The organism is Bacteroides sp. MSK.20.12, assembly GCF_019052435.1.
Lineage (GTDB): Bacteria > Bacteroidota > Bacteroidia > Bacteroidales > Bacteroidaceae > Bacteroides > Bacteroides xylanisolvens.
This window is the reverse complement of sequence record NZ_JAHQVH010000029.1, coordinates 40,821-62,283: the sequence shown is the minus strand read 5'-3', so window position 1 is coordinate 62,283 and position 21,463 is coordinate 40,821. Positions and strand designations below refer to the sequence as shown.

At 48.5% G+C, this 21,463-nt stretch carries 19 protein-coding genes; 13 read left to right on the top strand and 6 right to left on the bottom strand.

Annotated elements, in window-relative coordinates:
* Position 1 precedes the first annotated feature (1 nt).
* The 6 genes from KTR06_RS15690 to tssD (KTR06_RS15665) form a co-directional block, all read right to left on the bottom strand.
* The gene (locus tag KTR06_RS15690) at positions 2-4,327 is read right to left on the bottom strand and encodes a DUF6531 domain-containing protein (protein ID WP_234163831.1); all 4,326 of its coding nucleotides are present in this window, start codon (positions 4,325-4,327) and stop codon (positions 2-4) included.
* Positions 4,328-4,408: 81 nt separating this feature from the next.
* Positions 4,409-5,785, bottom strand: coding sequence for a DUF5458 family protein (locus KTR06_RS15685; protein WP_004288713.1), 1,377 nt, complete (start codon positions 5,783-5,785; stop codon positions 4,409-4,411).
* On the bottom strand, positions 5,782-6,255 hold the full coding sequence (locus KTR06_RS15680) for a hypothetical protein (protein WP_005802596.1): 474 nt from the start codon (positions 6,253-6,255) through the stop codon (positions 5,782-5,784). The genes KTR06_RS15685 and KTR06_RS15680 overlap by 4 nt, the downstream gene beginning before the upstream one ends.
* Before the next feature lie 45 nt (positions 6,256-6,300).
* The gene (locus tag KTR06_RS15675; protein ID WP_217290540.1) at positions 6,301-7,659 is read right to left on the bottom strand and encodes a hypothetical protein; all 1,359 of its coding nucleotides are present in this window, start codon (positions 7,657-7,659) and stop codon (positions 6,301-6,303) included.
* 11 nt (positions 7,660-7,670) lie between these two features.
* Positions 7,671-9,479, bottom strand: a complete 1,809-nt coding sequence (locus KTR06_RS15670; protein WP_007832785.1) for a type VI secretion system Vgr family protein — start codon at positions 9,477-9,479, stop codon at positions 7,671-7,673.
* 117 nt (positions 9,480-9,596) lie between these two features.
* A complete protein-coding gene (gene tssD, locus KTR06_RS15665) occupies positions 9,597-9,995 on the bottom strand; it encodes a type VI secretion system tube protein TssD (protein WP_007832783.1) in 399 nt (132 codons plus the stop codon).
* 265 nt (positions 9,996-10,260) lie between these two features.
* On the opposite strand from tssD (KTR06_RS15665), the gene KTR06_RS15660 reads away from it, so the two are divergent.
* The 13 genes from KTR06_RS15660 to KTR06_RS15600 are packed head-to-tail and all read left to right on the top strand — an operon-like array spanning position 10,261 to position 21,445.
* Positions 10,261-12,738 carry an ATP-dependent Clp protease ATP-binding subunit gene (locus KTR06_RS15660; RefSeq protein WP_217290539.1) on the top strand — a complete coding sequence of 826 codons (2,478 nt, stop codon included), beginning with the start codon at positions 10,261-10,263 and terminating at the stop codon, positions 12,736-12,738.
* An 11-nt stretch (positions 12,739-12,749) separates the two neighbouring features.
* Positions 12,750-13,172, top strand: a complete 423-nt coding sequence (tssD, locus tag KTR06_RS15655; RefSeq protein ID WP_004288719.1) for a type VI secretion system tube protein TssD — start codon at positions 12,750-12,752, stop codon at positions 13,170-13,172.
* Positions 13,173-13,185: 13 nt separating this feature from the next.
* The gene (tssD, locus tag KTR06_RS15650; RefSeq protein ID WP_036631110.1) at positions 13,186-13,602 is read left to right on the top strand and encodes a type VI secretion system tube protein TssD; all 417 of its coding nucleotides are present in this window, start codon (positions 13,186-13,188) and stop codon (positions 13,600-13,602) included.
* 5 nt (positions 13,603-13,607) lie between these two features.
* Complete coding sequence (locus KTR06_RS15645; protein WP_217290538.1) at positions 13,608-14,558, top strand: hypothetical protein; 951 nt, start codon at positions 13,608-13,610, stop codon at positions 14,556-14,558.
* A gap of 11 nt (positions 14,559-14,569) precedes the next feature.
* On the top strand, positions 14,570-14,938 hold the full coding sequence (locus KTR06_RS15640; protein WP_217290537.1) for a hypothetical protein: 369 nt from the start codon (positions 14,570-14,572) through the stop codon (positions 14,936-14,938).
* 5 nt (positions 14,939-14,943) lie between these two features.
* Entirely contained in the window at positions 14,944-15,237 is a 294-nt protein-coding gene (locus KTR06_RS15635; protein WP_217290536.1) for a hypothetical protein, read from the top strand.
* Positions 15,238-15,251: 14 nt separating this feature from the next.
* A complete protein-coding gene (gene tssD / locus KTR06_RS15630) occupies positions 15,252-15,650 on the top strand; it encodes a type VI secretion system tube protein TssD (RefSeq protein ID WP_005858614.1) in 399 nt (132 codons plus the stop codon).
* A gap of 2 nt (positions 15,651-15,652) precedes the next feature.
* Positions 15,653-16,093 (top strand): type VI secretion system tube protein TssD, encoded by a 441-nt coding sequence (gene tssD, locus KTR06_RS15625; protein ID WP_217290534.1) that lies wholly within the window; start codon positions 15,653-15,655, stop codon positions 16,091-16,093.
* Complete coding sequence (locus KTR06_RS15620) at positions 16,084-16,548, top strand: GPW/gp25 family protein (protein WP_004288726.1); 465 nt, start codon at positions 16,084-16,086, stop codon at positions 16,546-16,548. Before tssD (KTR06_RS15625) ends, KTR06_RS15620 begins: the two co-directional genes overlap by 10 nt.
* Before the next feature lie 7 nt (positions 16,549-16,555).
* A complete protein-coding gene (locus tag KTR06_RS15615) occupies positions 16,556-18,400 on the top strand; it encodes a type VI secretion system baseplate subunit TssF (RefSeq protein ID WP_036631120.1) in 1,845 nt (614 codons plus the stop codon).
* An 11-nt stretch (positions 18,401-18,411) separates the two neighbouring features.
* Complete coding sequence (locus tag KTR06_RS15610; protein WP_005858621.1) at positions 18,412-19,290, top strand: TssN family type VI secretion system protein; 879 nt, start codon at positions 18,412-18,414, stop codon at positions 19,288-19,290.
* A gap of 11 nt (positions 19,291-19,301) precedes the next feature.
* Positions 19,302-20,462 (top strand): hypothetical protein, encoded by a 1,161-nt coding sequence (locus KTR06_RS15605; protein ID WP_004288729.1) that lies wholly within the window; start codon positions 19,302-19,304, stop codon positions 20,460-20,462.
* 20 nt (positions 20,463-20,482) lie between these two features.
* Positions 20,483-21,445, top strand: a complete 963-nt coding sequence (locus tag KTR06_RS15600) for a type VI secretion system baseplate subunit TssG (RefSeq protein ID WP_217290533.1) — start codon at positions 20,483-20,485, stop codon at positions 21,443-21,445.
* Positions 21,446-21,463 lie beyond the last annotated feature (18 nt).

Sequence of the window (21,463 nt, the reverse complement as noted above, 5' to 3'; positions counted from 1 at the left end):
ATTAATGATTATGTTTTTGAGTTCTTACTTTTTCTTTTTCATTTCCATATTTTTCTCTAAGCTTTTGAATACATTCTAAAGGTGTTCCTCTATCTAACACATCATCAGTTCCTGGAATTTTCATATAACCTTTTATTTCAATACCCTTATAAGCCTTCTCTGCTGAATCAAAAAAATCATCTACATTTCCTGTATATTTTGAACCGTGATAAGGAACTCCTTCATCAATAAGATTTCTATGCAGTTTCTTATGTAGCTCAGCCGTTCCGTGCGAAGATTCTGGATACCAAGCTATTGAATTATTTTTCGACAAGTCTAATATATTAAGTTTTTTAGCTATAGACCTTGGCATCAAATGATGCCCCATTCCTGAACCCAATATATTAGAATATAATCCTAATTCGTCTATCCAACTATTAGTATCATACACATATCCATACAACGTTGGGTTATTCCCTAATAGTCCAATAGGATCTTGCGAAATATATCCACCCATTTCAGGAGAATAATACCTGAATCGGTTATAGCAAAGGTTAGTCTCATAATCAAGATATTGACCAGCCCAGCGAAACGGGCACTCGTTCAAAGAACTCCTTTCAATGTTAATCGCTTTTCCGTAAATATCCAAGATACAGTCCCAGGTTTTGTGACCCTGTTCATCGTACATCTGGATGGGTGTACCCAAGTAGTCGGACACGATGGAATACTGCTTACCGTTCTGTATCTTTGCTGTAGGTACAAACGTGCCTGCCTCAAACACCCACGTGGTAATATCCTCTATCGGTTCTTTTGATGGAGTATTTTCCTCGTCATTCGGTTGTCTATCGGTGACTTTGTAGCCCCATTCATGAATAGGCACATTGCCGTCCCATACCCAGCGTGTAACCTTTCCGAAATACTGCTTGGCGGTGCGTCGTCCCAATGCATCGTAACGGAACTCCACCGGTCTTCCGTCCGGGCGTATGACCTTCTTCAGCATTCCGTTGGACGCCCATTCGTAGAGCCATCCCGTACCCGTTGCCAGACAACGGATGCCGCGTTCCTTCTCCATGCATTTGCGGTCGTACCTTACGCCCGTTTCCTGCAACTGCTTGAACTCTCGGAAAATGAGGTTTCCCTCATCATCGTAGTGATAGAAACAATCCGGGTCCTCCAAAAGTTTTCCCCCGGCACCGTATTTGCGGTCTTTCTTATCCGGTGTCTCAAATAGGTTGCCCACGAAGTCCGGCACGCGGTAAATCACGTCCGTTTCCGAGCCCTGGATGGTTTCCTGCCGGATAAGGAAGTCGAAACGGTCGTAGTCGTAGCGCATGACCGTTCCCGTCAGCTCGTTCTCCTTAGAAAGCAGTCGGTTGGCAATCCCCCACTCATAGCGGTATGCCCCACGCTCGATGCCTCCCGACCGGACCGACTTGCGCACCTCGCGCCCGAAACGGTCACGCTCGGTACTGACGATTACACCACCGGAGAAGGTGCGCTGCACCTCCAGTCCCGTGTTGTCACGCACCCAGGATGCCTGCCAGCTTTCACCTGCCTGCATGGTCTGCAGATTGCCTTCCCAGTCGTACGTATGGCGGATGTCCGCTCCCAGACTGCTGGTGATGCGGGTGCAGTTGCCTTCGCCGTCATAAGTCCGGCTGACGATGTGTTCTCCCTGCTTTTCCTCTGTAACCAGCCCTGTCTTCCTGTCACGGGTGAACTCCAGCAGGTTCTCCGCGTTTTGTGCCTTGACGAGCATGCCGTCCTTGTCATACGTGTAGAGGGAGACCTCCCCGTCATACTGTTCCTCCTTCAGGATATTGTCCAGTCCGTCGTAGAGGTATTCCGTCCATTTTCCTCCGGGACGGTTCACACGGGTGACACGACCCGCACCGTCGCGCTCGTACTCACGCCGCAGGCCGTCGAAGCCGATTTCCGTAACGACCTGTCCCAACCCGTCCAGCTCGAAGAAATAGTTGTCGCCCGCCTCGTTGCCGATGCGCCGGAGCTGCAGCTCGCTGTTGTAGCCGAATGTAATCCAGTGTCTGTCCTGCTCGCGGCTTTTCAACACCCCCAGCGCCCCATAGGTGAACCTGACTTCGCGGATGTTGTCGCTGGCATGTACCATGTTCCCCATGGCATCGTACTCAAACCGGTGCACGTTGCCGTCCGGCTCTTCCAGCCGTATCAGGTTGTCCGCCCGGTCGTAGGCATAACGGGTAACGTTGCCTTTCACATCCACTGCCTGCACAAGCCTTCCCCTGCTGTTGTACTCCCACCGGCGGAACAGCCCGTTGGGAAACTGCAGCAGCTCCAGATCGTACCTGTCGTTGAACGTGAGCGTGTAAACCCGGCCCTGTCCGTCCGTTATGGTGCGCAGCACGCCTCCCTCGTAGGTATATTTCACAGTTTCTCCGCCCGGTGTGGTCCGGCTGACGACGCGGTCCAGTCCGTCATAGTCCCATGAAAGCCTTTTTCCACCCGGAGTGTAGAGCGAGACGAGGTTGCGGTTGCCGTCGTAGTCCAGAAAGGTGTCCTCACCGTTCTCGTCCGTTATCCGGACCGGCTGACCGAACTCGTTGTAGGCGGTCTTACGGGTATAGCCTTCGGGATTGACCGTGACCTCCAGCTCCTGAAAGCTGTTGTATTGGTGACGGGTAATTCCTCCGTTGGCATCCACTATCTTATAGATGAGTTTGTCCTCACCGTAATAATATTCGGTTTCGGCATTTTCCCCGTTGCGGATATGGGTATATCCCTTGCCGTAACGGATGAAATATTCCATCACGCCTCCATCGCCCCATGTATGCACACAGCGGGCATTCTCCCCTTTACCTTCATATTCCCAATGGAAGGACATACCCCCTTGGTTGGTAAGCTGTACCAGCAGGTGCCCGCCGGAATAGACGAAATGCTTGCTGACATCCAGCGCGTCAATGGTTTCCACCATGTCGCCCCGGTCATCGTAACGGTAGCGGACCAGCTTCACCTCCTCACCGTCCTGATTTACGGAAACGCAGAGTACCCGTCCCGACTCGTCGGTTTCCACTTTCAGGAATTCTCCCCGTGAGGATATGATTCCTGCCAGCCTTCCCCCCGAAGCGTATTCGAAGCGGAGCCGGAATCCGTCCTTCGTGGAAATGTTCGACACCATGCGGTAGCCGAAACGGTTTTCAGGACCGTCAAAGCGGTATTGCAGTCCCCGGATGTCCGTAAGCAGGTAACCCCGGCCATCGAGTGTCCAAGACAACTGTTCCTTGCGGTCAAAATAGGAATCTCCGGGTTTCAGTACGGGCAGGAAAGACTCCCGTCCGTCAGCATGGCGGAATGCGAACGCCCCTTCCTCCAGCTGCCGTATTCCCAGATTGTAGCTGTGGTGCCAGTTGTATCCCAACGGACCGTCCACGGCGGCATCACTGTAATAGGTACGTTCCCATACGACGGGAATCGGACCCGGAAGCTCGAAATCCACATTGGTGTGATACACCCTGCCCGTAGCAGCGTCCACCGGCTCACCGAAAGTCTTGCACTTGATGGGTTGGAGAATGTCCGCCAGCCTGTTCATGCCTTTTTTCCTCAGCCTGTCGATCAGGTTCTGGAAGCGGTCGCCTATCTTCTTCCACATCTTGCCCAAGCCTTTCAGTCCGAACTTCATCGCCAGCGCAAATACATCAATTGTGGGCGGTCCGCCCACAATCACGGGATTTCCTACGGATGTGATGGTGGAGAGCATGGAAGTGGGGGCAAGCAGGGCCTTGCTCACCTTCCTGGGCTTCCCCTTGCGGGGAATCGTCGGTATTCCCACAATGTTGCATGAGAGTGCCGGATGTGTGAGGGAGGAACAGGGCGCACCGTCCGCCAGGACAGTGGAACTGCCCATCCACATCTCCGACTCGGACATACCGCTGACCAACGGGGCCGGATGCAATACAAATGCCGGCAGATGCACGATGCCGATACCTGCCTGCGCAATCCACTGGTTATGCACCTTGACCGACGGAGCCATGCTCTTGAGGATGTTGCACGCCACTCCGGCCACTCCATCAGCCGCAGGCGGCATGGCAGCCGCCATGCCGGCCATGAGGTCTGCCATGAGGTCGTACACCTTGCCTACATGAGGCACAGGCATGATGGGAGAGGGAGGGGTAACGGTAGGATGCATGTCTATCCCGATGGACAGGTCGCCGAACTTGGCGACAGGCATACCCGGCATGGAAGGAAGGATTCCGCCCAGACCCGCCTGAATCTCGTCCAAAGCCGCCTTGGAGGCTGAAAAAAGGTCGGCAAAGCCCCGTCTGACGCTGCTGCTACCGGCGGCGTCAGCTATATTCTTGAACACATCTGACATGGTGAGAATTTTTTAGAATGTGAAAAAGAGACAACCGGGCGTTCCAACCGGTACACTCCGGCTGTCCCTGTAAGGACTTACCTATGCATCCTGTGCATAGTCGCTGTTCCAGTCGTTCTCGTCATCCCCTTTTGTACCTTCCAACTTGATGACAAAACTCTTTGCCGGGAAATAAGGAGTCAGGTGAATGTCGAGGAAAATACGGTCTTTCTGCTTCGGATCGCGCTCGAAACGAAGAATCTTGAATTTCTCAATCAAGCGTCCGGGACCCTGTATGCTATCCAAAAACTTGCTGATCTGACCACGCAAATCCCTTTCCGCCTTGCTGTTCCAGTTCTCAAAGGCACGGCGGTTGAGGAAATCCATCAGCACTTTCGTTACCCAATCGAACACACGGACTACGGAATAGGTCTGCAATCCCAAGTTGTCCCCGTTGAACAATGTCTTGGCAGAGAAAGCCATCACCTTGCCGTATTCCTTCACCATCGGAATCAGGCCAATCTTCTCGATTTCGGAAATCTCGCTTTTTTTCAGGTTGAAGGCCACCCCGTCCACCTCGCTCATGGAACCATACTTCTTACCGGCGGTAACCTGTGCCATTACCGTCTTGTACACACTGCCGGCCAATGCCGCAGAAGGAGGAATCAGCAAGTCTTCGGTTTCGCCCAGTTCCGCATAGCGTCCCCGTCCTACCAAATAGTTGCAGGTCATACATACGTTGGATTTGTACACATCGCCTCCCGAAAGATTGGAATCAAAGAACATTTCAATGACATCATCCGGTTTTTCCAGATCAGCGAAATCCGTGTAAATCATCACCTTGTTGTCATGCGCAATCTTTGCCCATTTTTCAACAACCTTGTTGGAACCCAAATATCCCGGGATAACCAGCAGGGAATAGTTGGTACGCAAGTCCAAACGGTCATAATTCGCACGAAGCTCGTTTGCAATGGCATCGATAAAGAAGGAGTTGTCCAAATCGGTAAGCTGGCTCATCGAAGCGTTCACAATGGAGATATTCTTGATCTTGTCGGAATCCGTATTCTTGTAGAAGAGCATGACCGTGCGGTAGGACTTCTCCAACTGCCTGACCTCTTCCACCGCTTTCAGCTGGTTCTGGGATAGCAGACCGGACACCGCCGCAGACTTCTTCTGGCACAGTTCCACCATCTCGCTGATGGATTTGTTGCCTTTCAACATATCGACCCACATCTCAAGCCGTTTTTCCAGCTCCTTGCGCTCAGCCGCCCGTTCAGGGTCGGAAAGGAATATGTTCCGCCGTGCCTTACGCTCCGGATTCATGTTCTGTATGCCGTCCACGGAAGATTCCAAGACATTGAAACCGCCAAACTTAGCCAGAATCTGCAATTCAGCGTTCAGATTTCTGGACTGCGCCACAGCCTGTTGCTGCTGTACGGCTGCTTCTCTTTGTGTATTCTGTTCGCTCATAACTATCATTCATTAGTGGGGTTAGACTTCTCATTGTTCTTCAAATCGTCCAAAATGGCAGAAATCGCATTGACAAACGCTCCACGTGTCTCCGGATTTTCCAGCACCCGTTGCAGCACCTTGTTGGAACGCAACGACTTCTCCATCCTGTCCGCAAACTGCTTTTCCGCATTCAGGCCGGACAAGAATGAACTCTGTTCCGTCATTTTCCTGACAGAAAAATCACCGACATTGTGGAAACGGAAATTTTCCTCTACGGGAGCACCGTCCGCATCCGCGAACTCGATATCTATTTCCGGCCGGAAATGTGCAAAGACTTCGTCAATGTTGGTCAGACCGGCAACCACTTCGGGAGCCACCGGCTCATCCTTCGTCAGCTGTTCCACCAATAAGGTTCGATTTTGTGGAATTTCCGCAATACCTTCGGAAGCGTCAATCTTCACTTCGTTTCCGCCGATTCCATAATTACCAAGATCCATACTTATTCAATTTTAAATTTAAAATATATATTAATTAAATCTCGCTCAACTGAAAAAACTTCCCCTTCTTCTGGCCTTCGCCTGCTGCATATCCAGATTGTCCACCAGTTCCTTCCAATCCTCCCCAATCCATTCGCAGAGCTGCCGTTCCAATATCCCGACATCAATCGGAGCGCGAACCAGCCTTCCCGTATGAAGAGCCAGATACGCCGCATAAACGAACGTGGAACCCCGCCTGATTTCGGCAGAAAGGTAGCTGCCTCCTGCCAGGGCAAGCAAAAAATATTCGAAAGCCTGTTCCATCTTTCCATCCTCATAGCGCAGGAAACCACACATGCGATAGCCTTCCATGACATAATAAGGGTCCTTCTGCATGACGGCTTTTTTAGCCATCATGTCATACAAGGCAACCGCTTCCTCCCGTTTTTTCCCGGCTGTCAGAATGGCCGCTTTCATGGAAACAGCCATTTTCCAATAACTATATCCTGCCGTTTCACCGCCCTGCATCGCCTTTTCCGCCTCCCGGACGGTTTCGTCGCTGTATTTCATGCTATGCTTATATTCCCTGATAGCATAACATGCCTCGGATGCGATAAGCAGAGCGGAAATCCGGATATTCGTATCCTTTATTTCCTGTGCAATATCCAACAGTTTTCGGATTTCCCTGTCCAATAATTTCCAATCCTGCTTTTGTGTAGAATCCATGACAACCGTAACCTGCTGCTTGAACCGATTTTCAGGTGCAATCAGGTCGTTACCGCTATCCGACCGTGCCATCCGGTTATGCAAAGCCGCCGCCATATCGAACTGCGGGCGTATGCAAACCACTTCCCGAGACTCACCCAGCCGGATACTCCTGTTCTTTTTCAAGTCAACGGTTGTCATCCGGATTCCCTGCGGGACACCTTCTTTCAGCACATTGCCGAACCATCCTGTCCGGGAATACCCCCTTTCCTGTTCCGGAGGAAAGTACAGACAGAAAAAGGCATCATCCAACCGGGAGATACATGCCTTGAAACGCAACATCTCTCTCCACAAGTTGCCCGCCGTATGCTCAACCGACACATCAGGAATGTATTCTTCCTTCAGCAACCCGTCGTGCCTCAGAGCCCTGAGAATATCATACTTCTCCTCAACCTTTTCTGAAAACCAACCGGCATATTCCTGCCAGAGCTGTTCGGTGTATTCCTCGTCATCCCCCCTGTACGGCGTATCAAAACGAAAGAATATGTCATCGAACTGCCCTACCGGAGAACGTTCTATTTCCAGAAACCTGTCCACCAAGTCCACATCGTTCTGCCCGACAATCCATACAGACAGTTTCCAGTCCCTGTTGCCGACTATGTCCGCCCAGTAATCGACCGCTTTGTAATATTCCTGTATCACAGATGCAGATGCTCCCATGGCCAACCGAATTATGAGTTAAACTTTACTATTCCTCCCGAAACCGTTACGTTTCCCTTTCCCTCTATCATCAGATTTACACCGTTGACCGTTCCGTTCTTTGCAGCAACATCGTAATCCTTTGCCGCCTCCTGTTTGATATTGGTACCGCTGCTGCTAATTATACTCTTTTCGCTGCTGAGCACCATACATTCGTTGCCGGACAGCAATGTTACACTTTTCCTGCCTTCGAGAGCAATGGTATCGGCCTGCAAGCCTATCGACTTATCATCCATTACGATGACCGATTCCGCCTCGTTGGTAAGGGTAATGCTCTTTTTCGCCATGACGGTAATGGCATCCGTGCCATCCAACATGATCAGCTGTTTTCCCGTCTGGTCAGTAATAACGATGCTTCCCGTCTCATCATCGAAAACGATGGCATTGCCGCTGCGTGTGATAATGCTCTTGACCTTGTTGTCCTTGTCCCCTCCTTTACCTGAACCGGAATGGAACACCGATCCCGTAACATAGGGGCGGTCCGGGTTGCCATGCTCGTAGCTTACCATAACCTGATCGCCGACTTCCGGAACAAATACCCATCCGCGATTCTTGGGAACCGCACCACTTACTCCCGCATTAGGAGTCTGCACCCTGATCCAATTGGTTGTCTTGCCGTTTTTCTGCCAGTCGAAAGCCACTTTCACACGTCCCTGTCCCTTGTCGTCGTTGTTTTCCTTCACCGTAGCCAGTTCCGGCAACGCCAACGGCCGCTTCACATCGGGAACAGGAATATGTACCGTACCGTCCGGCACACCGACAAAACTATTGGAGTAATGTCCGTCACGGCGTACCTCATGCTCAATCCCGACAATACGGAACTTGCCTAAAGGAGGCAGTTTCATCCTGTCGGGGAAAGAAACATCGATGATTTCACCAATCCTTATCCGGCAAGTCTTTCCTATGCCTTTGATGTTCAGAAGATTGGCACCAGACGCATTCTTTACAATCCTCATCTGTTCGTCCAGTTCCGCCTTGTCCGTTACATGGGGGTCGGCAGCCGAGGTCGTTTTTGCGGTATATGCCTTCTCAGAGCAGCTGTGTGCAATAGACTGAAGGTCGTTCATGCCATCCGGTTTGGCAGGCGTATCCGCATTATGCTGTTTGTTCTCCTGCGCTACATAATCGTATCTTGCGGATTTACCCGGTACCAGATTGGCAACCAGACGTACTTCCTCCAAATCCATGTCATAAACAATCTTCTCCGTATTGTCCCTGTCAGGCTTGCCGAAATACACTTTCGTCCCGTCATAATAGAACCACTCCCCATAAAGAGCCGAAAGGCGATTCATAAAGTCAAAGACACTCTCGTTATACTGTGCCATGTAGGGTATGGGCGCCGCATACTTGGGATTGGAAACCAGATTGACCTTTCCATACTCCTGCGTCGCCTCCTTTATTATGGTAGAGAGGGACTGATCCATCCAAGAATCGAGTGTCCTGTTGTTCTCATACAGTATCGTAGGGCTTGTTCCGTGAATGGCCACTCCGCCTGTCTCGCCCATGCTTCCAACCATTTCCACTTGAGTGATGATTCCCTCGAAGTCATAACTTTCACCCGTCTGCCTATGGACAAATGAAATGCTGGCAGTCTCCCCGATGTAGCCGATGAATTTTTCCGGGGTCTGTTGGAACGTATTGTTAGGCGACAGATAATTCACCACCACAGTGAAGGTGTGATGCCGGTTGAAACCCTGACGGAGATGCAGTGAAACGAATTTCTGTTCTTCTCCTTTCACGGTTACTTTAGTAGCCACCAAATTCAGAAAACTTGCTCCCATACTATCTTAAACTATGATTTTAAATAAATAATCCGACCGGTCGGTATGTTTTTTGGTGCCGAAATAACCGGAATTGGTATATTCCGGCACCTTAAAACTTTGATTAGGAAACAACCATTAGTTGTTTTCCGGCCAATCCTGTACAAATGTAGCCTCGTCCATCTTCACAGTCTGTGCAGAAATGGCGAACTTGATTGTCATCGGATACTGGTTAGCCACATTCAGTGCCTCTTCGTAATCCACCACATAACCATTTTCGAACACCAATTCCTTCATTTTGGCATCTTCATCCGCTTTCTTGAAGACGATGTTTCCGTTTACGGGCTGGTACTGCTTGAACATCTTATCCAGCACAATGGTATCGGGAGTTGATTCGACTTCCACATAGATTGTGCCACCATAAATGTCAGATGCCGGACGGCCTTTGGGGTCCACATCACGATTGAACTTAACTCTCCAGGTCAGTACATCAAACTCTCTTGAGTCCGAAAACTTAAATGACGCTTTAAATGCCATATTCTCAAAGTTTTAAATTAAAAAATAAGTTGATTTTGAAATATCCGGTCAAAGGAGGCCTGCTACAGTCCTATCTTTGTCCTTCAATTTCTGCGCCCAATATATGGCATTTTCTGAAAACTACAAAGAACTTTTGATGATTTTTTCTTGTTTTTACCGAAAATATGCCCATAAGCATAAAAAAAACGCTGCCAACAATAGCCGAATTATTTTTTTTGCCTTATATTTGCAATGTTCTCCTGCGCAATTTTTAAATCTTACGATTATGGAAACAGGAGTTGGTTTCATCAATCTTGATGATTCTGTAAAAATTGCGCTTAACATAGCACTTGCAGTGGCTCGTGAAAATGCGAACGAGTGTTATACACCCTCGCATTTGTTGAAGGCTCTACTTCATAAAGATGTAGGGTTAAGAGATTTTATAATAAGTATAGGCAAGGATTTAGGCTATCTGGAGGAATGGGCGGACGTATATATCGAACAATGCCCGAAATCCACCCAGTTGTCCGAAATCAAGCCTTCGGAACGGATTGACGCCGTTTTCCGTGCCGCAGACGATGCACGAATCCAGTTCGGGCTGTTCGACATCAATCCCATCTGTGTGCTATTGGCACTGGCAAAGCCCGGTGTCGCTTTTTCCAGCGACCAGCTCAGGTCTTTCCCCATTCTGGAAAAGGATATCCATTCCATATATATAGGTAACGGGCAGCCGGCATGTCCTTCCGCCACTACGGAGAAGTCCTATGCCCCGACTTCCGCCTCATCCTCCTTCTTGGGCAAATACTGTGTGGATCTAACCGAAGATGCGGCCAACAAGCTGCATCCGGTCATCAACCGCGACCGTGAAAACCGTATGGTCATGGAGATACTGGGAAGCCGGAGCAAGTCCAATGTCCTGATTGTCGGTGATGCCGGAGTAGGAAAGACAGCACTGGTTTACGGACTTGCCTGGGAGATAGTCAGCCATAAAGTGCCCTCGTTTCTGGAAGAAACCCGTGTATTTGAACTGGACAACGCCTCCCTGATTGCGGGAGCCACCTACAAGGGGGAAATCGAGGACCGCCTGAAAAATATCCTGAAAGAATTGCGGAATATCGACAATGCAATCCTGTTTATTGACGAAATCCATGTATTGCTGGACAACCGACAAGGAAATACCGGTGCGGGAAATGTATTGAAATCCGAACTGTCGCACGGCGATCTGACCGTCATCGGCGCCACCACCATTGACGAATACCGCAAAATCATCGAGCCGGACCATGCTTTCAGCCGCCGTTTCGAGGTCATACAGGTAAGCGAACCGGACATAAAGTCCGCTATCCAGATACTACACTCCGTGCAGAAACAATACGTGGACTACCATCATGTAAGAATCAGCAACGAAGCCGTAGCCGAATGTGTCCGTCTTGCCAAACGGTATATCAAAGACCGCCGTCTGCCTGATTCCGCCATCGGTCTGCTGGACATGACGCTCTCCGCCATCAAGATGGTCAATGAAACAGGAAAGAAGAATGTGGAGACCCTGCTGTCCGGGCTGGATGAAATAGAAAAGGATGAAAAGGACCTTCAGGAAAAGACCGAAGAACTGAAAACGCTGCTTTTCGTAATGCACAACAAATTAAGCCCCATCCTTTTAGGAGTCATACCCGATGAAGCGGACATTCATGAATTGCAGGAGTATGAAGAACTGACCGGCTATCTGAGAAACGCATTGAACGTCCTCCTCCAATTTGCAGAGAAGAAAATAGAGGAGGTAGGTATCTATGAGGTAGCCGCCGTTGTCGCCAGCAAGACAGGCATCCCTATCGGCAAGATACAGTCGCAGGAAAAGGAACGGCTACTCAATATGGAAGACTATCTGAGGCGACGCGTCGTCGGACAGGACCAGGCCCTGAAGACATTGACGGATGCCATCCTGGAATCCCGTAGCGGCATGAACAAGCCGGGACAGCCCATCGGCTCCTTCTTCCTGCTGGGACCCACCGGTACCGGCAAGACCGAACTTGCCAAAGCACTGGCGGAGGCACTGTTCAATGACGAGAAATCCATGATCCGCTTCGACATGTCCGAGTTCAAGGAAGAACACTCCGCCGCCCTGCTGTACGGAGCACCTCCGGGATATGTGGGATATGAGGAAGGCGGCATGCTGGTCAATAAAATACGGCAACAGCCATACGCCGTTGTCCTCTTTGATGAAATAGAGAAAGCGCATCCGTCCGTATATGACATTTTCCTGCAAATCATGGACGAGGGAAAACTGCATGACCGTCTGGGCAAGGAAGGGGATTTCTCCAACTCCATCGTGCTGTTCACATCCAATGTAGGAAGCGAGTGGCTGACCAAGCAACTTGAGTCCGGCAATGTTCCGTCCACCACCCAGATCATGGAGGTGATGGGGCAACATTTCCGTCCGGAGTTTCTGGCACGCCTGTCTGAAATCGTTCCGTTCTCCCCCATCCGCGAAGACATACTCCTGAAAATATTCGACATACAGTTCAATGGAGTCAGAAAGCTTCTGGACAAGCAGGGTATCGGCATAACCATCACCGATGATGCCCGTAAAATGCTTGCACACAAAGGATTCACACCCAAATACGGTGCCCGCCAAGTGGCCGGTGTAATCCGTAACTATCTGCGCAGACCGATTTCACGGCTTATCATCAACGAGGAGCTGGGCAAAGGAAAAAGTCTGGAGGTAGGTCTGGACGAACAGAATGAATTAACCTGGAATATTCACCAATAATCAAGTATCGTATGTTTGGATATACCGTATTCTTAAAGATAGGCAACCTGGCTGCCTCCTCACTGACCGACATGTACAAGGACAGCTACCAGCTCATCGGCTGCGAATTCGGATTTGCCCAAGGGATAGATATCAAAGGACAGGTACAGACCGAGGTAAAAGGCGGCACGTTTTATGTAACCTACCCTCATCTTCCCAACCGTGACATGATCCAGTGGATGCTGGATGCCCGTAAATACCAGAGCGGAGCCATCGTAGTTCATGACAACCAAGGCTCCACGCTCGAAAAGATACTCTTTGAGAAAGCGACTTGTGTGGATATGGAAATCAGCTATATCCGGCAGGGCAAAAGCTATATTGCGACCAAACTGACCGTACAGGCACAGAAACTGGCATTCGGTACAGAAGAGTTTGAAAATCAGTGGGTGTTTTAAAAACAGCAGCATTATGGGACTTTTTAATTTTCCGCAAGTGGACAGCAACGTGAATGTCATATTCAGCGTTGACGGCGACGAATATGCAGTGGAACAGTTCAAAATAGGTTTTCACCAGCCAGTAGATAACCTAAAGAACCAACCGGAAGGCGAAGTGCGAGGGGGACGAATCATGATAACCCTTTCGCAGACGGTGAAAAGCAACATCTACGGATGGGCTGTGAAACCGTGGGTGAAAAAGAACGGGGCAGTTCTGTTCAAGACCGGAACGTCCGGGGTGATATTTGAGGTGGCGTTTACGAATGCGTATTGTGTCAATCTGAAACGGGTTGTCGAAGCTTTGGGGCAAGGATTGTCAACTACTTTGATTCTCTCTCCTGAGAGTGTAAGCGTGAATGGTATTGAATTTGATAATCGGTGGGTAAAATAAATGATATGCCTAATTATGTAAAAGAATATATATCCATTGAAGAGTTTTTGATTTTACAACAATGGAAAGTACCTTATACAGGTTTTATTAAGGGGGTAGGATATACTTATCCCCAATATGATGCTGTAGAGTTTCCTTTAGACTGGTCTATTCCTAATTGGACGTTTGGAAATTATATTTCACATCCATTAGCTATTCAAATAATTGATACATCTCCTGAAGCTGTTTTTCAAAGTATGAATTATTCTGAACAAGATATATTAGATTGCATTAAAAAAGAGAATGGAAACAAGACGATTACGTTTACTATTGGTAATGAATCTATAACAGTTCCTTCTGATAATTATCAAACTCGTATAAAAATAGATGATTTTGATTGTAGTGTCAAAATTGGTATAAAGGATAATGTTACAGGTAATTTAATGTTGAAAAGGATACCTTTCCGTAAAATTGAAGAAGAATTACAAAATCGTTATAGTAAAAAGTATAAAGATTTTGGTGATAGAATAACAAAGGACTTTATTGTAGATACAGCTATAAGTGGTATAGACACAAGTGCTGATTGGGCATACAATATTATGTTAGATAGAGGAAAATATATGCCATATAATAGTCGCACTATAACAGGAAAGTGGGTACGTCTAAAAAAAACGGGAGATATTGTTATTAGGTCTAAGTGGTGGAATTTTACCACAAATGCAAAGTATTTGAATTATTTTAGAATAGGTGGTAAAATACTTGGCACAGCAGGTACTATGATAACATTAGGGAAAGCAGTAAAAGATGTTGGAACAGACGCAAATATAAAAACAGTATCTAGTTTGATAACTAAAACTGCAATTGTTGGACTTGCTTTCATCCCTGTATATGGATGGGCGATCGCATTAACAGCTGGTGTAGCAGAAGGACTCTATGGAGAGGACTTTTACGATTGGATTAATGATTTGTCAAATTAATAATATAATTTATGTTTAATTATCTATATTATTGTTTTTATCGATTATGGCTTAAAAGCTCTATAGCTGAAGGCGCAGTTATTATGGCAATATTAACTTTTTCAGTCTTATTAACTACTAATGTATTAACAATATGGGGGTTATTGGTACAATATGATATGATAACATATCCTTCAGATTTTGCATATTGGATATTATTTTCAATAGTTACCTGTGTAACTTTTATATATTTGTTTATTAAAGGAAAATATAAAAAAATAACAGATAAATATGATATAAAATATACAGATAAACATAATAGCATAATACTGTTTATTTATATTGTCATATCTGTATCTTTATTTTTAGTAGAAGCTCTTTATCGACAAGGTAAATTATAATAGAAATGAAACAATATAAAACATTAATCATTTATGCAGTTTTCAATGATCAATTAAAGAAGTCATTTGAGGAAGAACTGGAGAAATACGGACTGGAGCGGGTAGGAACGCAAAACATCTTTGCACTTCCATTAGACGAATACCGGACAAAGGTACAGGCATTCAAAGCCTACCTGCGAGCCTATGTACGCAAGCATCTGGACAGCCAAGACACGGTACTGTTCGTTGAATCACGCATGAACGAGGAACGGACCCTGACCGCCATGCTGCAAACCAATCTGATGAGTGAAGAAGAATAAAAAAACATAAGGATATGAGTGCACAATCGTATATCAAGTTCTGGACCGCCGAACCCTCGGAGCATGAGGAAGTGCAGGCATACGACCTGCTAGGCTACGAGTATGACTTCCGGAAAGAAACCACTCCTAACGGAAAGGTAACCGGGAAGACCTACGGCGGTAAAATACGGGTAAGCATTGCCGGATTTCCTACAGAGGAACTCTTGGAATGGATGTTCAATTCAAGAATCCTGAAGGACGGAGAGGTGATGAACACTTCCGGCCTGCCCGGTACTCCCAAAGAGATCATCCGTTTCAAGGGAGCAAAATGCCTTGATTTCAATGTGCATTCAACAACCAAAGAGAGCCGTACCTCACTATTCATCCACTTCCGGGAAATGGAGACCGGCGATTCGTGTCACTTAAACTTATAATCATGAACTGGTTCACTTCATTGTTCAAAAACAAAAAATCCTCAATGCCGGATGACCGCTACGTGATGCGGCTGTCCGTCTGCCATGATACATACAGCATTGAAGAATTCGACCTGCAATTCAAGCGGAATACAGACCGTGACGGATTGCCTGAAGGTGAAGCCTACGGCGGATTCGTCACCTGTACCCTCAGCGGGATGCCGGGTGACGAGCTGTTGAGATGGGCCGCATACAGCCACTCCCGTGAAGACGGCGAAATACGGATCTACCAGAAGGACCAACCTGACCAACAGGCGGCATTTGCCTTGCGCTTTGTGGAAGGGAACTGTATCCGTCTGCAACGCAAGGTTGACCGTATATCCAATTCCAGCAGCATCGTCCTTCTGTTTGCCGCAAGAACACTGAAGTTCATAGACGAAGAATTTGAAAACGAATGGCACTGACAAGTATGGAAACAAAGTTTTGCAAATTGCCCCTGGATTTTGAAGCCCTGCTCAGCGAGGATGTGGAAAACAGCCGTCTTGCATCCTGCTCGGAAATCGAGTCCATCGACCAGTTTATCGAACTGCTGATCAGTACGGCTCCCGGCGAACATGCCTTTGACAAGGAGTTCGGCTGTGAGATCTTTTTTCTCGACTTTGAAAGCATTGTTTCACACACCCGTTGGGAAGGACAATTCTCGGAATACATAACCAAGGCAATTACCCGGCACGAGAAGCGGCTTACGGGTGTAAATGTACGTGTCATCATTGATGACACCACCCGACAGGACAATGTATTTGACGCTCCCGCCGTAAAGAAACGTGTACAAGTATATGTATATGGAACCCTGGTACATACCGGAGAAAAACGGTGTTTCTATTATGTAATCTATTTAGGACCGATTTCAACCCGATGAAAGGATTATGAGTACAGAAAAATACAATAAAGAGCAAATCAGAAACCGTATGCTGAAATACGCTGCGGCTTTCTGGGGAATAAAAAAGGCGGAAAACTTCGACCCGGTTGTCAAGCTCCTGCTGGAAGCGTTGTCCAACGAGATATATATGCTGGGAGAGGATTTTACCGCCATCGAGACAAGGCTGCTGGAAAAGACCGCCCGAATCCTTACTCCGGACATCCTTACCTCACCCTTTCCCGCACACGGCATCGTACACGCCTATCCCATAGAACCGTGTTACCTGATAACCCGGGAATCGGGCATGTATTACGAGAGCGACTCGCTTACCCGGAAGCTATCGACCGGAAGCGTATCGTTTTATCCCGCCTGCGATACCCTGCTGCACAAAGCCGACGTGAAATATATGGTCTGCGACGACCTTCTCTACCGGATAGCCCCTACCTTGGAGAAGACCATGATTGCCCGTGCAGAGACAAGGATGCCTCCGCGTACCGTCTGGTTAGGAATGGCGGTGGATGAATCCATTTCCGACCTTGAAGACTTTTCCTTCTATCTGGATTTTCCCAACCTTACGGAAAGCTATGAATACCTGCTCCTACTCCCCTGTACGGAATGGTCCGTAGAAGGGAAGACAGTCGTGATGGAAGGGGGAATCCATGAAAAGACAACCATACAGAAAGAACCAACCCGTGCCTTTTTCCAAGACTATGACGTGATGTCCGTCATAGACAAGGAAGTCATGGATATTTACAGCAAACATTTTCTGAAGGTATCGCAGTCCTTTCCACTCAACGGTTCCTGCAGGAAAAACCTTCCGGACACCCTGCGGTCCTGTTTCAAAGAGGCCGTTCTGGAGAAGATGCAGGACAAGCTGGTATGGGTGAAGATACAGTTCCCCGCCCATTTCACTGCGGAAGTCCTTGAAGAACTCCATGCCGGCATCAACATCGTGCCTGTAGAGAACAAAACGCTTCACGAACAGACGACCACCCTTGAGGAAACTTTCAGGGTGATACCCTTGCGCACGGGCAGCTACGAATCCCTTCTGTCCGTACACAGCGTGAAGGATTCTGACGGAAAGAACTACCATGAACTCCTCTATCCCGCAAAGGATTCCACGGAAAGCTATGGAACCTACTCCATCCGCAAAGGAGGATGCGAGCGTTTCGACTCCCGTTCCGCCAAGGAGCTGCTCGGCTATCTGTCCGACCTGCTGGATGACGAGACCCATGCCTTCAATGCCGTATCAAGCATCAAGCTACAGGCACTTACCATCCAGATGGAGCAGCTGATGGCGCAAATGAAACAGACAGCAGACAACATGAACGAGTTCAGGGAAACACCTTATTACCTTATGATTGACGAATTGTCCGGCAAGGGGCAGATTACCGTCAAATACTGGACAACCAACTGTGAGGTAGGAAACCGGATACAGGCAGGCGTAAACCTGTCCCCCAATGCCACCACTTACCTGGACCCGAAGACACTGGCTCTGGTCAGTACCACCTACGGCGGGAAACAAGCCCCCCAAAACAGAGAACGGATTGACATCTACAAATACGCCTTCATTTCGCACGGCCGTGTCCTGACACAGAACGACATAGCCAGCTTCTGCAAAAAAGAACTCGGAGAACTGCTGGTGCGGACAGAAATCCGGAACGGGGTGGAAATCAGCCCGATGCCGCACGAAGGACTGATCCGAACCAAAGAAGTCCATCTGATTCTTGGAACGAAACTGGATGAGCCTTCGCAGGAAAAACAGATCAAAGACAACCTGCGTACCAAACTCTCGGCCTGTTCGCCGGACACATTCAACTACCGGATATTCATAGAATACAATAAAGCATAAATACCATACTTATGAACCCAGTTACCCAACATCTCATTTCATCGTACCTGCTGATGCCGCTGCTGACCGTGATTTTCGGAATCGCGGCCTATTTTATCGCACGCAAGAACAAACTGCTCAACAACAAAAAACTGATTGCGTATCTGCTGCTGTGCGGCATAATCCTTGCCCTGCCCGGCCTGTCCGGATTCATGGACTATAACTTCATGCCTTATGCCTACATCCTGCTGGTCATCCTGTACTGGACTGCCGGATATTACAACCGGCTCATCCTTCGCAAAGTGTTCGCGTCAAGCAAGGAAATGCCTTCTTTCGGCATCCAATGCCTGCTGACGGTTACGGTCATGCTTCTGGGAGCCGGACTCTTTTCCGTAGTGTTCAACCTCTGCAACGAACTCCAGTACGGCATCTGGGCCTCCACCTGCCTGCTGCCCTTTGCATTTCCACTCCTGTATTCCCAAACGGTGAACAGCTATTTCGACATACCCATTGAAATTTATAAAGTATGGAAATATTCGGAGGAATATGACTCGGATACCTTGTACATCAACCGTGAACGGAGCATCGTAATGGATGTGGACATATTCCGCAGGGTGGATGACCCCGCATCGGAACGCATAACCGGCAAGGCATCCGAGGATGTCATCTTCGGGCAGTGGTTCCAGCGCATGATTGACGACTGCAACCTCAAATCACCGTCTTCGCCCATCGTATATAAGAATGAAGGAGGAGCCTATTACGAATGGGTATTCTATACCAAACCGTCCTTTTTCAAGAGACGGCGCTATATAGACCCCGACGTTACACTTGCCGGCAACAAGCTGAAAAGACACGATGTAATCATAGCCAAGCGTGTGGCAAACGAACTTATAAAGTATAACGAATATTAAATAGAAACATTATGATAGGAAAACAGAGCCAAAAGAAAAAATATCCGCTGGTAAACTGGGCGGACGGAATGCCCGTAAACAAAGGGCATTTCACCCAACAGGAAGACCACTTTACGGACCGGTTGTGCGAATACCAGTCGTTTCATCTGAACCGCAATACCTACGGACTCCTGCCATTCAAGAAAGGAGAACCGGTTTCCGGCGATTTCAGCATTACGGAACTCGTTACAGGCACCTTGGAAGTCCGATTGAAACGTTGCCACGCCCTTACTTCCGGAGGTTACCTGATAGATTATGATGCCGGTGAGGATGACGAACTCACCGCCAGTTTCCATATCCCTACAGAAGAGGAAGAAGAAAAGGACAAGCGGTGGGATGTCATACTGATGGCAGACCCTTTCGAGCATCTTCCTTCGGGCATTCCGAACGAGAAGGAAATCAGTCCACGCCAGCCCAATGCCTTACCCAAATATGCGTTGAGCGTGCTGCCGAGCGGACAGACCGACGGAAGCGAGCTGGGAAGACACTTTCTGCTGATCGGCCGCCTGCGCAAGAACGGAAACCGCTGTGAAGTGGACGGAAACTTCATCCCGCCATGCACAAGCATGTCCAGCCATCCGGACCTGAAAGGCTACTATACCAAATTCGGGCAACTCGTGGATTCCATAGAAAAAGCTTCGTTTGACATCCTTGCCAAAGTGGAGAATGCAGAAAAACAGACCAGCCTGGCCACCAACATCGGTATGCTGTGCCGCCATGTCATGCTGTTCATATCCGATATCTACTTCTCCTTCCGCAACGAGGGGCAATACTATTCACCGCTACACTTCCTGAATGTATTCTCCACATTGGCTCACCGCCTGTATGTATGCCTGAGTTTCATGGACAAGGAAGACAAGGAGGACCTGCTGAAATACTTCAACGAATGGAACGGCATCACTCCCGGTGCCTACGAAGGCCTGCTGAGGGAAAACTGCGGGCTGCTGTACAACCACCACAATATCCGCCAACTGATGGTTACGGCGGAACGTTTCCTATACCTGTTCAATGACCTGTGGACAACCCTCAGCCGTCTGGAATATATCGGCAAGCACAAGGAAAACATCGTTGTCGCCGAACGCTCCAGACAACCGAAAGAATCGAGCGAGTCACGCTGGAACATACTGGACTAATCCCCTATAAGCGAACGGACATGACGGAAGAACAAGATAAAATAGTACGGTTTGACGAACATTCCCATTCATTCAACCTGCCGGATACCGACTTCAAGGCGGAAGTGGTGGCCAGCGGACTGAAAGAGGCCGGGTATGATGCAGAGCGTACCCTCATATTCAGACGGGGAGACATCCGGCGCGGATTCTCGAAAGACATCCATGACATCCACCCGGAATATTCCCATTATGACCTGACGGATTACCTGTATCTTTATGTGAACAGGAGAAGCCTTTATGACGAGCTGCCCGAAGGCATATTCCACAAGAACCTTTACCAGTCCGAGAAAATATCGAAGGAACAGGTGCTGGACGAAATCCGCATCCACCGTGAAGAGGAATTTTTCGCCCGCCGTTTCTTCAAGCCTTTCGAAATCTCCCTGGACCATATGCTGGTAGCCTTCCAGAATAAGGAACGCCGCATTGACGAGATGAACGTACATCCGGATTTCGTAAGCATCTTTTCCGGTCAATGGCCCGTACTGGAACTGCTGCCGACCCATCTGGCGGTCATGCTTATCCATATGCTGGCCTATATGGAACAGATTACAGCGAGCCTCTCCAAAACCGGCGAGTGCATGACCATTCTGACCGGTGTGCCCGTGCATATCAAGAGAGGAGACAAATGCGTGGTGGAAGTGGATTCCTGCCTTATTCCCAAATTGGGAAGCTGCATTCTGGGAGACGACATGGTTCTGGGAAACAGTTTTGCCGACGGCACCTACCAGATGCTGGTAGAAATCGGTCCCCTGTCCGCCCGACGGATGGAGAACTTCTTTCCCGGTGCTGCCGACAGTAAAATACTGAATGCGCTGACAGAACTGTTCCTTCCCTCGGACAAGGAGATACAGATCCGCTACATCATCCAGCAGGAAGATGCCCGGTTCAGGCTGGGAACCCCAATCGAACAAGGCGCCTATCTGGGTATCAGCACCTATTTATGAATATAAAACATCATCCTA

Bases quoted from the DNA above. Each gene is read 5' to 3' on its own strand.
- KTR06_RS15615 (WP_036631120.1), top strand. From the start codon at position 16,556: ATGAGTACAGAAAAATACAATAAAGAGCAAATCAGAAACCGTATGCTG.
- KTR06_RS15660 (WP_217290539.1), top strand. From the start codon at position 10,261: ATGGAAACAGGAGTTGGTTTCATCAATCTTGATGATTCTGTAAAAATT.
- tssD (WP_007832783.1), bottom strand. From the start codon at position 9,995: ATGGCATTTAAAGCGTCATTTAAGTTTTCGGACTCAAGAGAGTTTGAT.
- KTR06_RS15600 (WP_217290533.1), top strand. From the start codon at position 20,483: ATGACGGAAGAACAAGATAAAATAGTACGGTTTGACGAACATTCCCAT.
- KTR06_RS15675 (WP_217290540.1), bottom strand. From the start codon at position 7,659: ATGGGAGCATCTGCATCTGTGATACAGGAATATTACAAAGCGGTCGAT.
- tssD (WP_004288719.1), top strand. From the start codon at position 12,750: ATGTTTGGATATACCGTATTCTTAAAGATAGGCAACCTGGCTGCCTCC.
- tssD (WP_036631110.1), top strand. From the start codon at position 13,186: ATGGGACTTTTTAATTTTCCGCAAGTGGACAGCAACGTGAATGTCATA.
- KTR06_RS15605 (WP_004288729.1), top strand. From the start codon at position 19,302: ATGATAGGAAAACAGAGCCAAAAGAAAAAATATCCGCTGGTAAACTGG.
- KTR06_RS15645 (WP_217290538.1), top strand. From the start codon at position 13,608: ATGCCTAATTATGTAAAAGAATATATATCCATTGAAGAGTTTTTGATT.
- KTR06_RS15635 (WP_217290536.1), top strand. From the start codon at position 14,944: ATGAAACAATATAAAACATTAATCATTTATGCAGTTTTCAATGATCAA.
- tssD (WP_217290534.1), top strand. From the start codon at position 15,653: ATGAACTGGTTCACTTCATTGTTCAAAAACAAAAAATCCTCAATGCCG.
- KTR06_RS15620 (WP_004288726.1), top strand. From the start codon at position 16,084: ATGGCACTGACAAGTATGGAAACAAAGTTTTGCAAATTGCCCCTGGAT.
- KTR06_RS15690 (WP_234163831.1), bottom strand. From the start codon at position 4,327: ATGTCAGATGTGTTCAAGAATATAGCTGACGCCGCCGGTAGCAGCAGC.
- tssD (WP_005858614.1), top strand. From the start codon at position 15,252: ATGAGTGCACAATCGTATATCAAGTTCTGGACCGCCGAACCCTCGGAG.
- KTR06_RS15640 (WP_217290537.1), top strand. From the start codon at position 14,570: ATGTTTAATTATCTATATTATTGTTTTTATCGATTATGGCTTAAAAGC.
- KTR06_RS15685 (WP_004288713.1), bottom strand. From the start codon at position 5,785: ATGATAGTTATGAGCGAACAGAATACACAAAGAGAAGCAGCCGTACAG.
- KTR06_RS15670 (WP_007832785.1), bottom strand. From the start codon at position 9,479: ATGGGAGCAAGTTTTCTGAATTTGGTGGCTACTAAAGTAACCGTGAAA.
- KTR06_RS15680 (WP_005802596.1), bottom strand. From the start codon at position 6,255: ATGGATCTTGGTAATTATGGAATCGGCGGAAACGAAGTGAAGATTGAC.
- KTR06_RS15610 (WP_005858621.1), top strand. From the start codon at position 18,412: ATGAACCCAGTTACCCAACATCTCATTTCATCGTACCTGCTGATGCCG.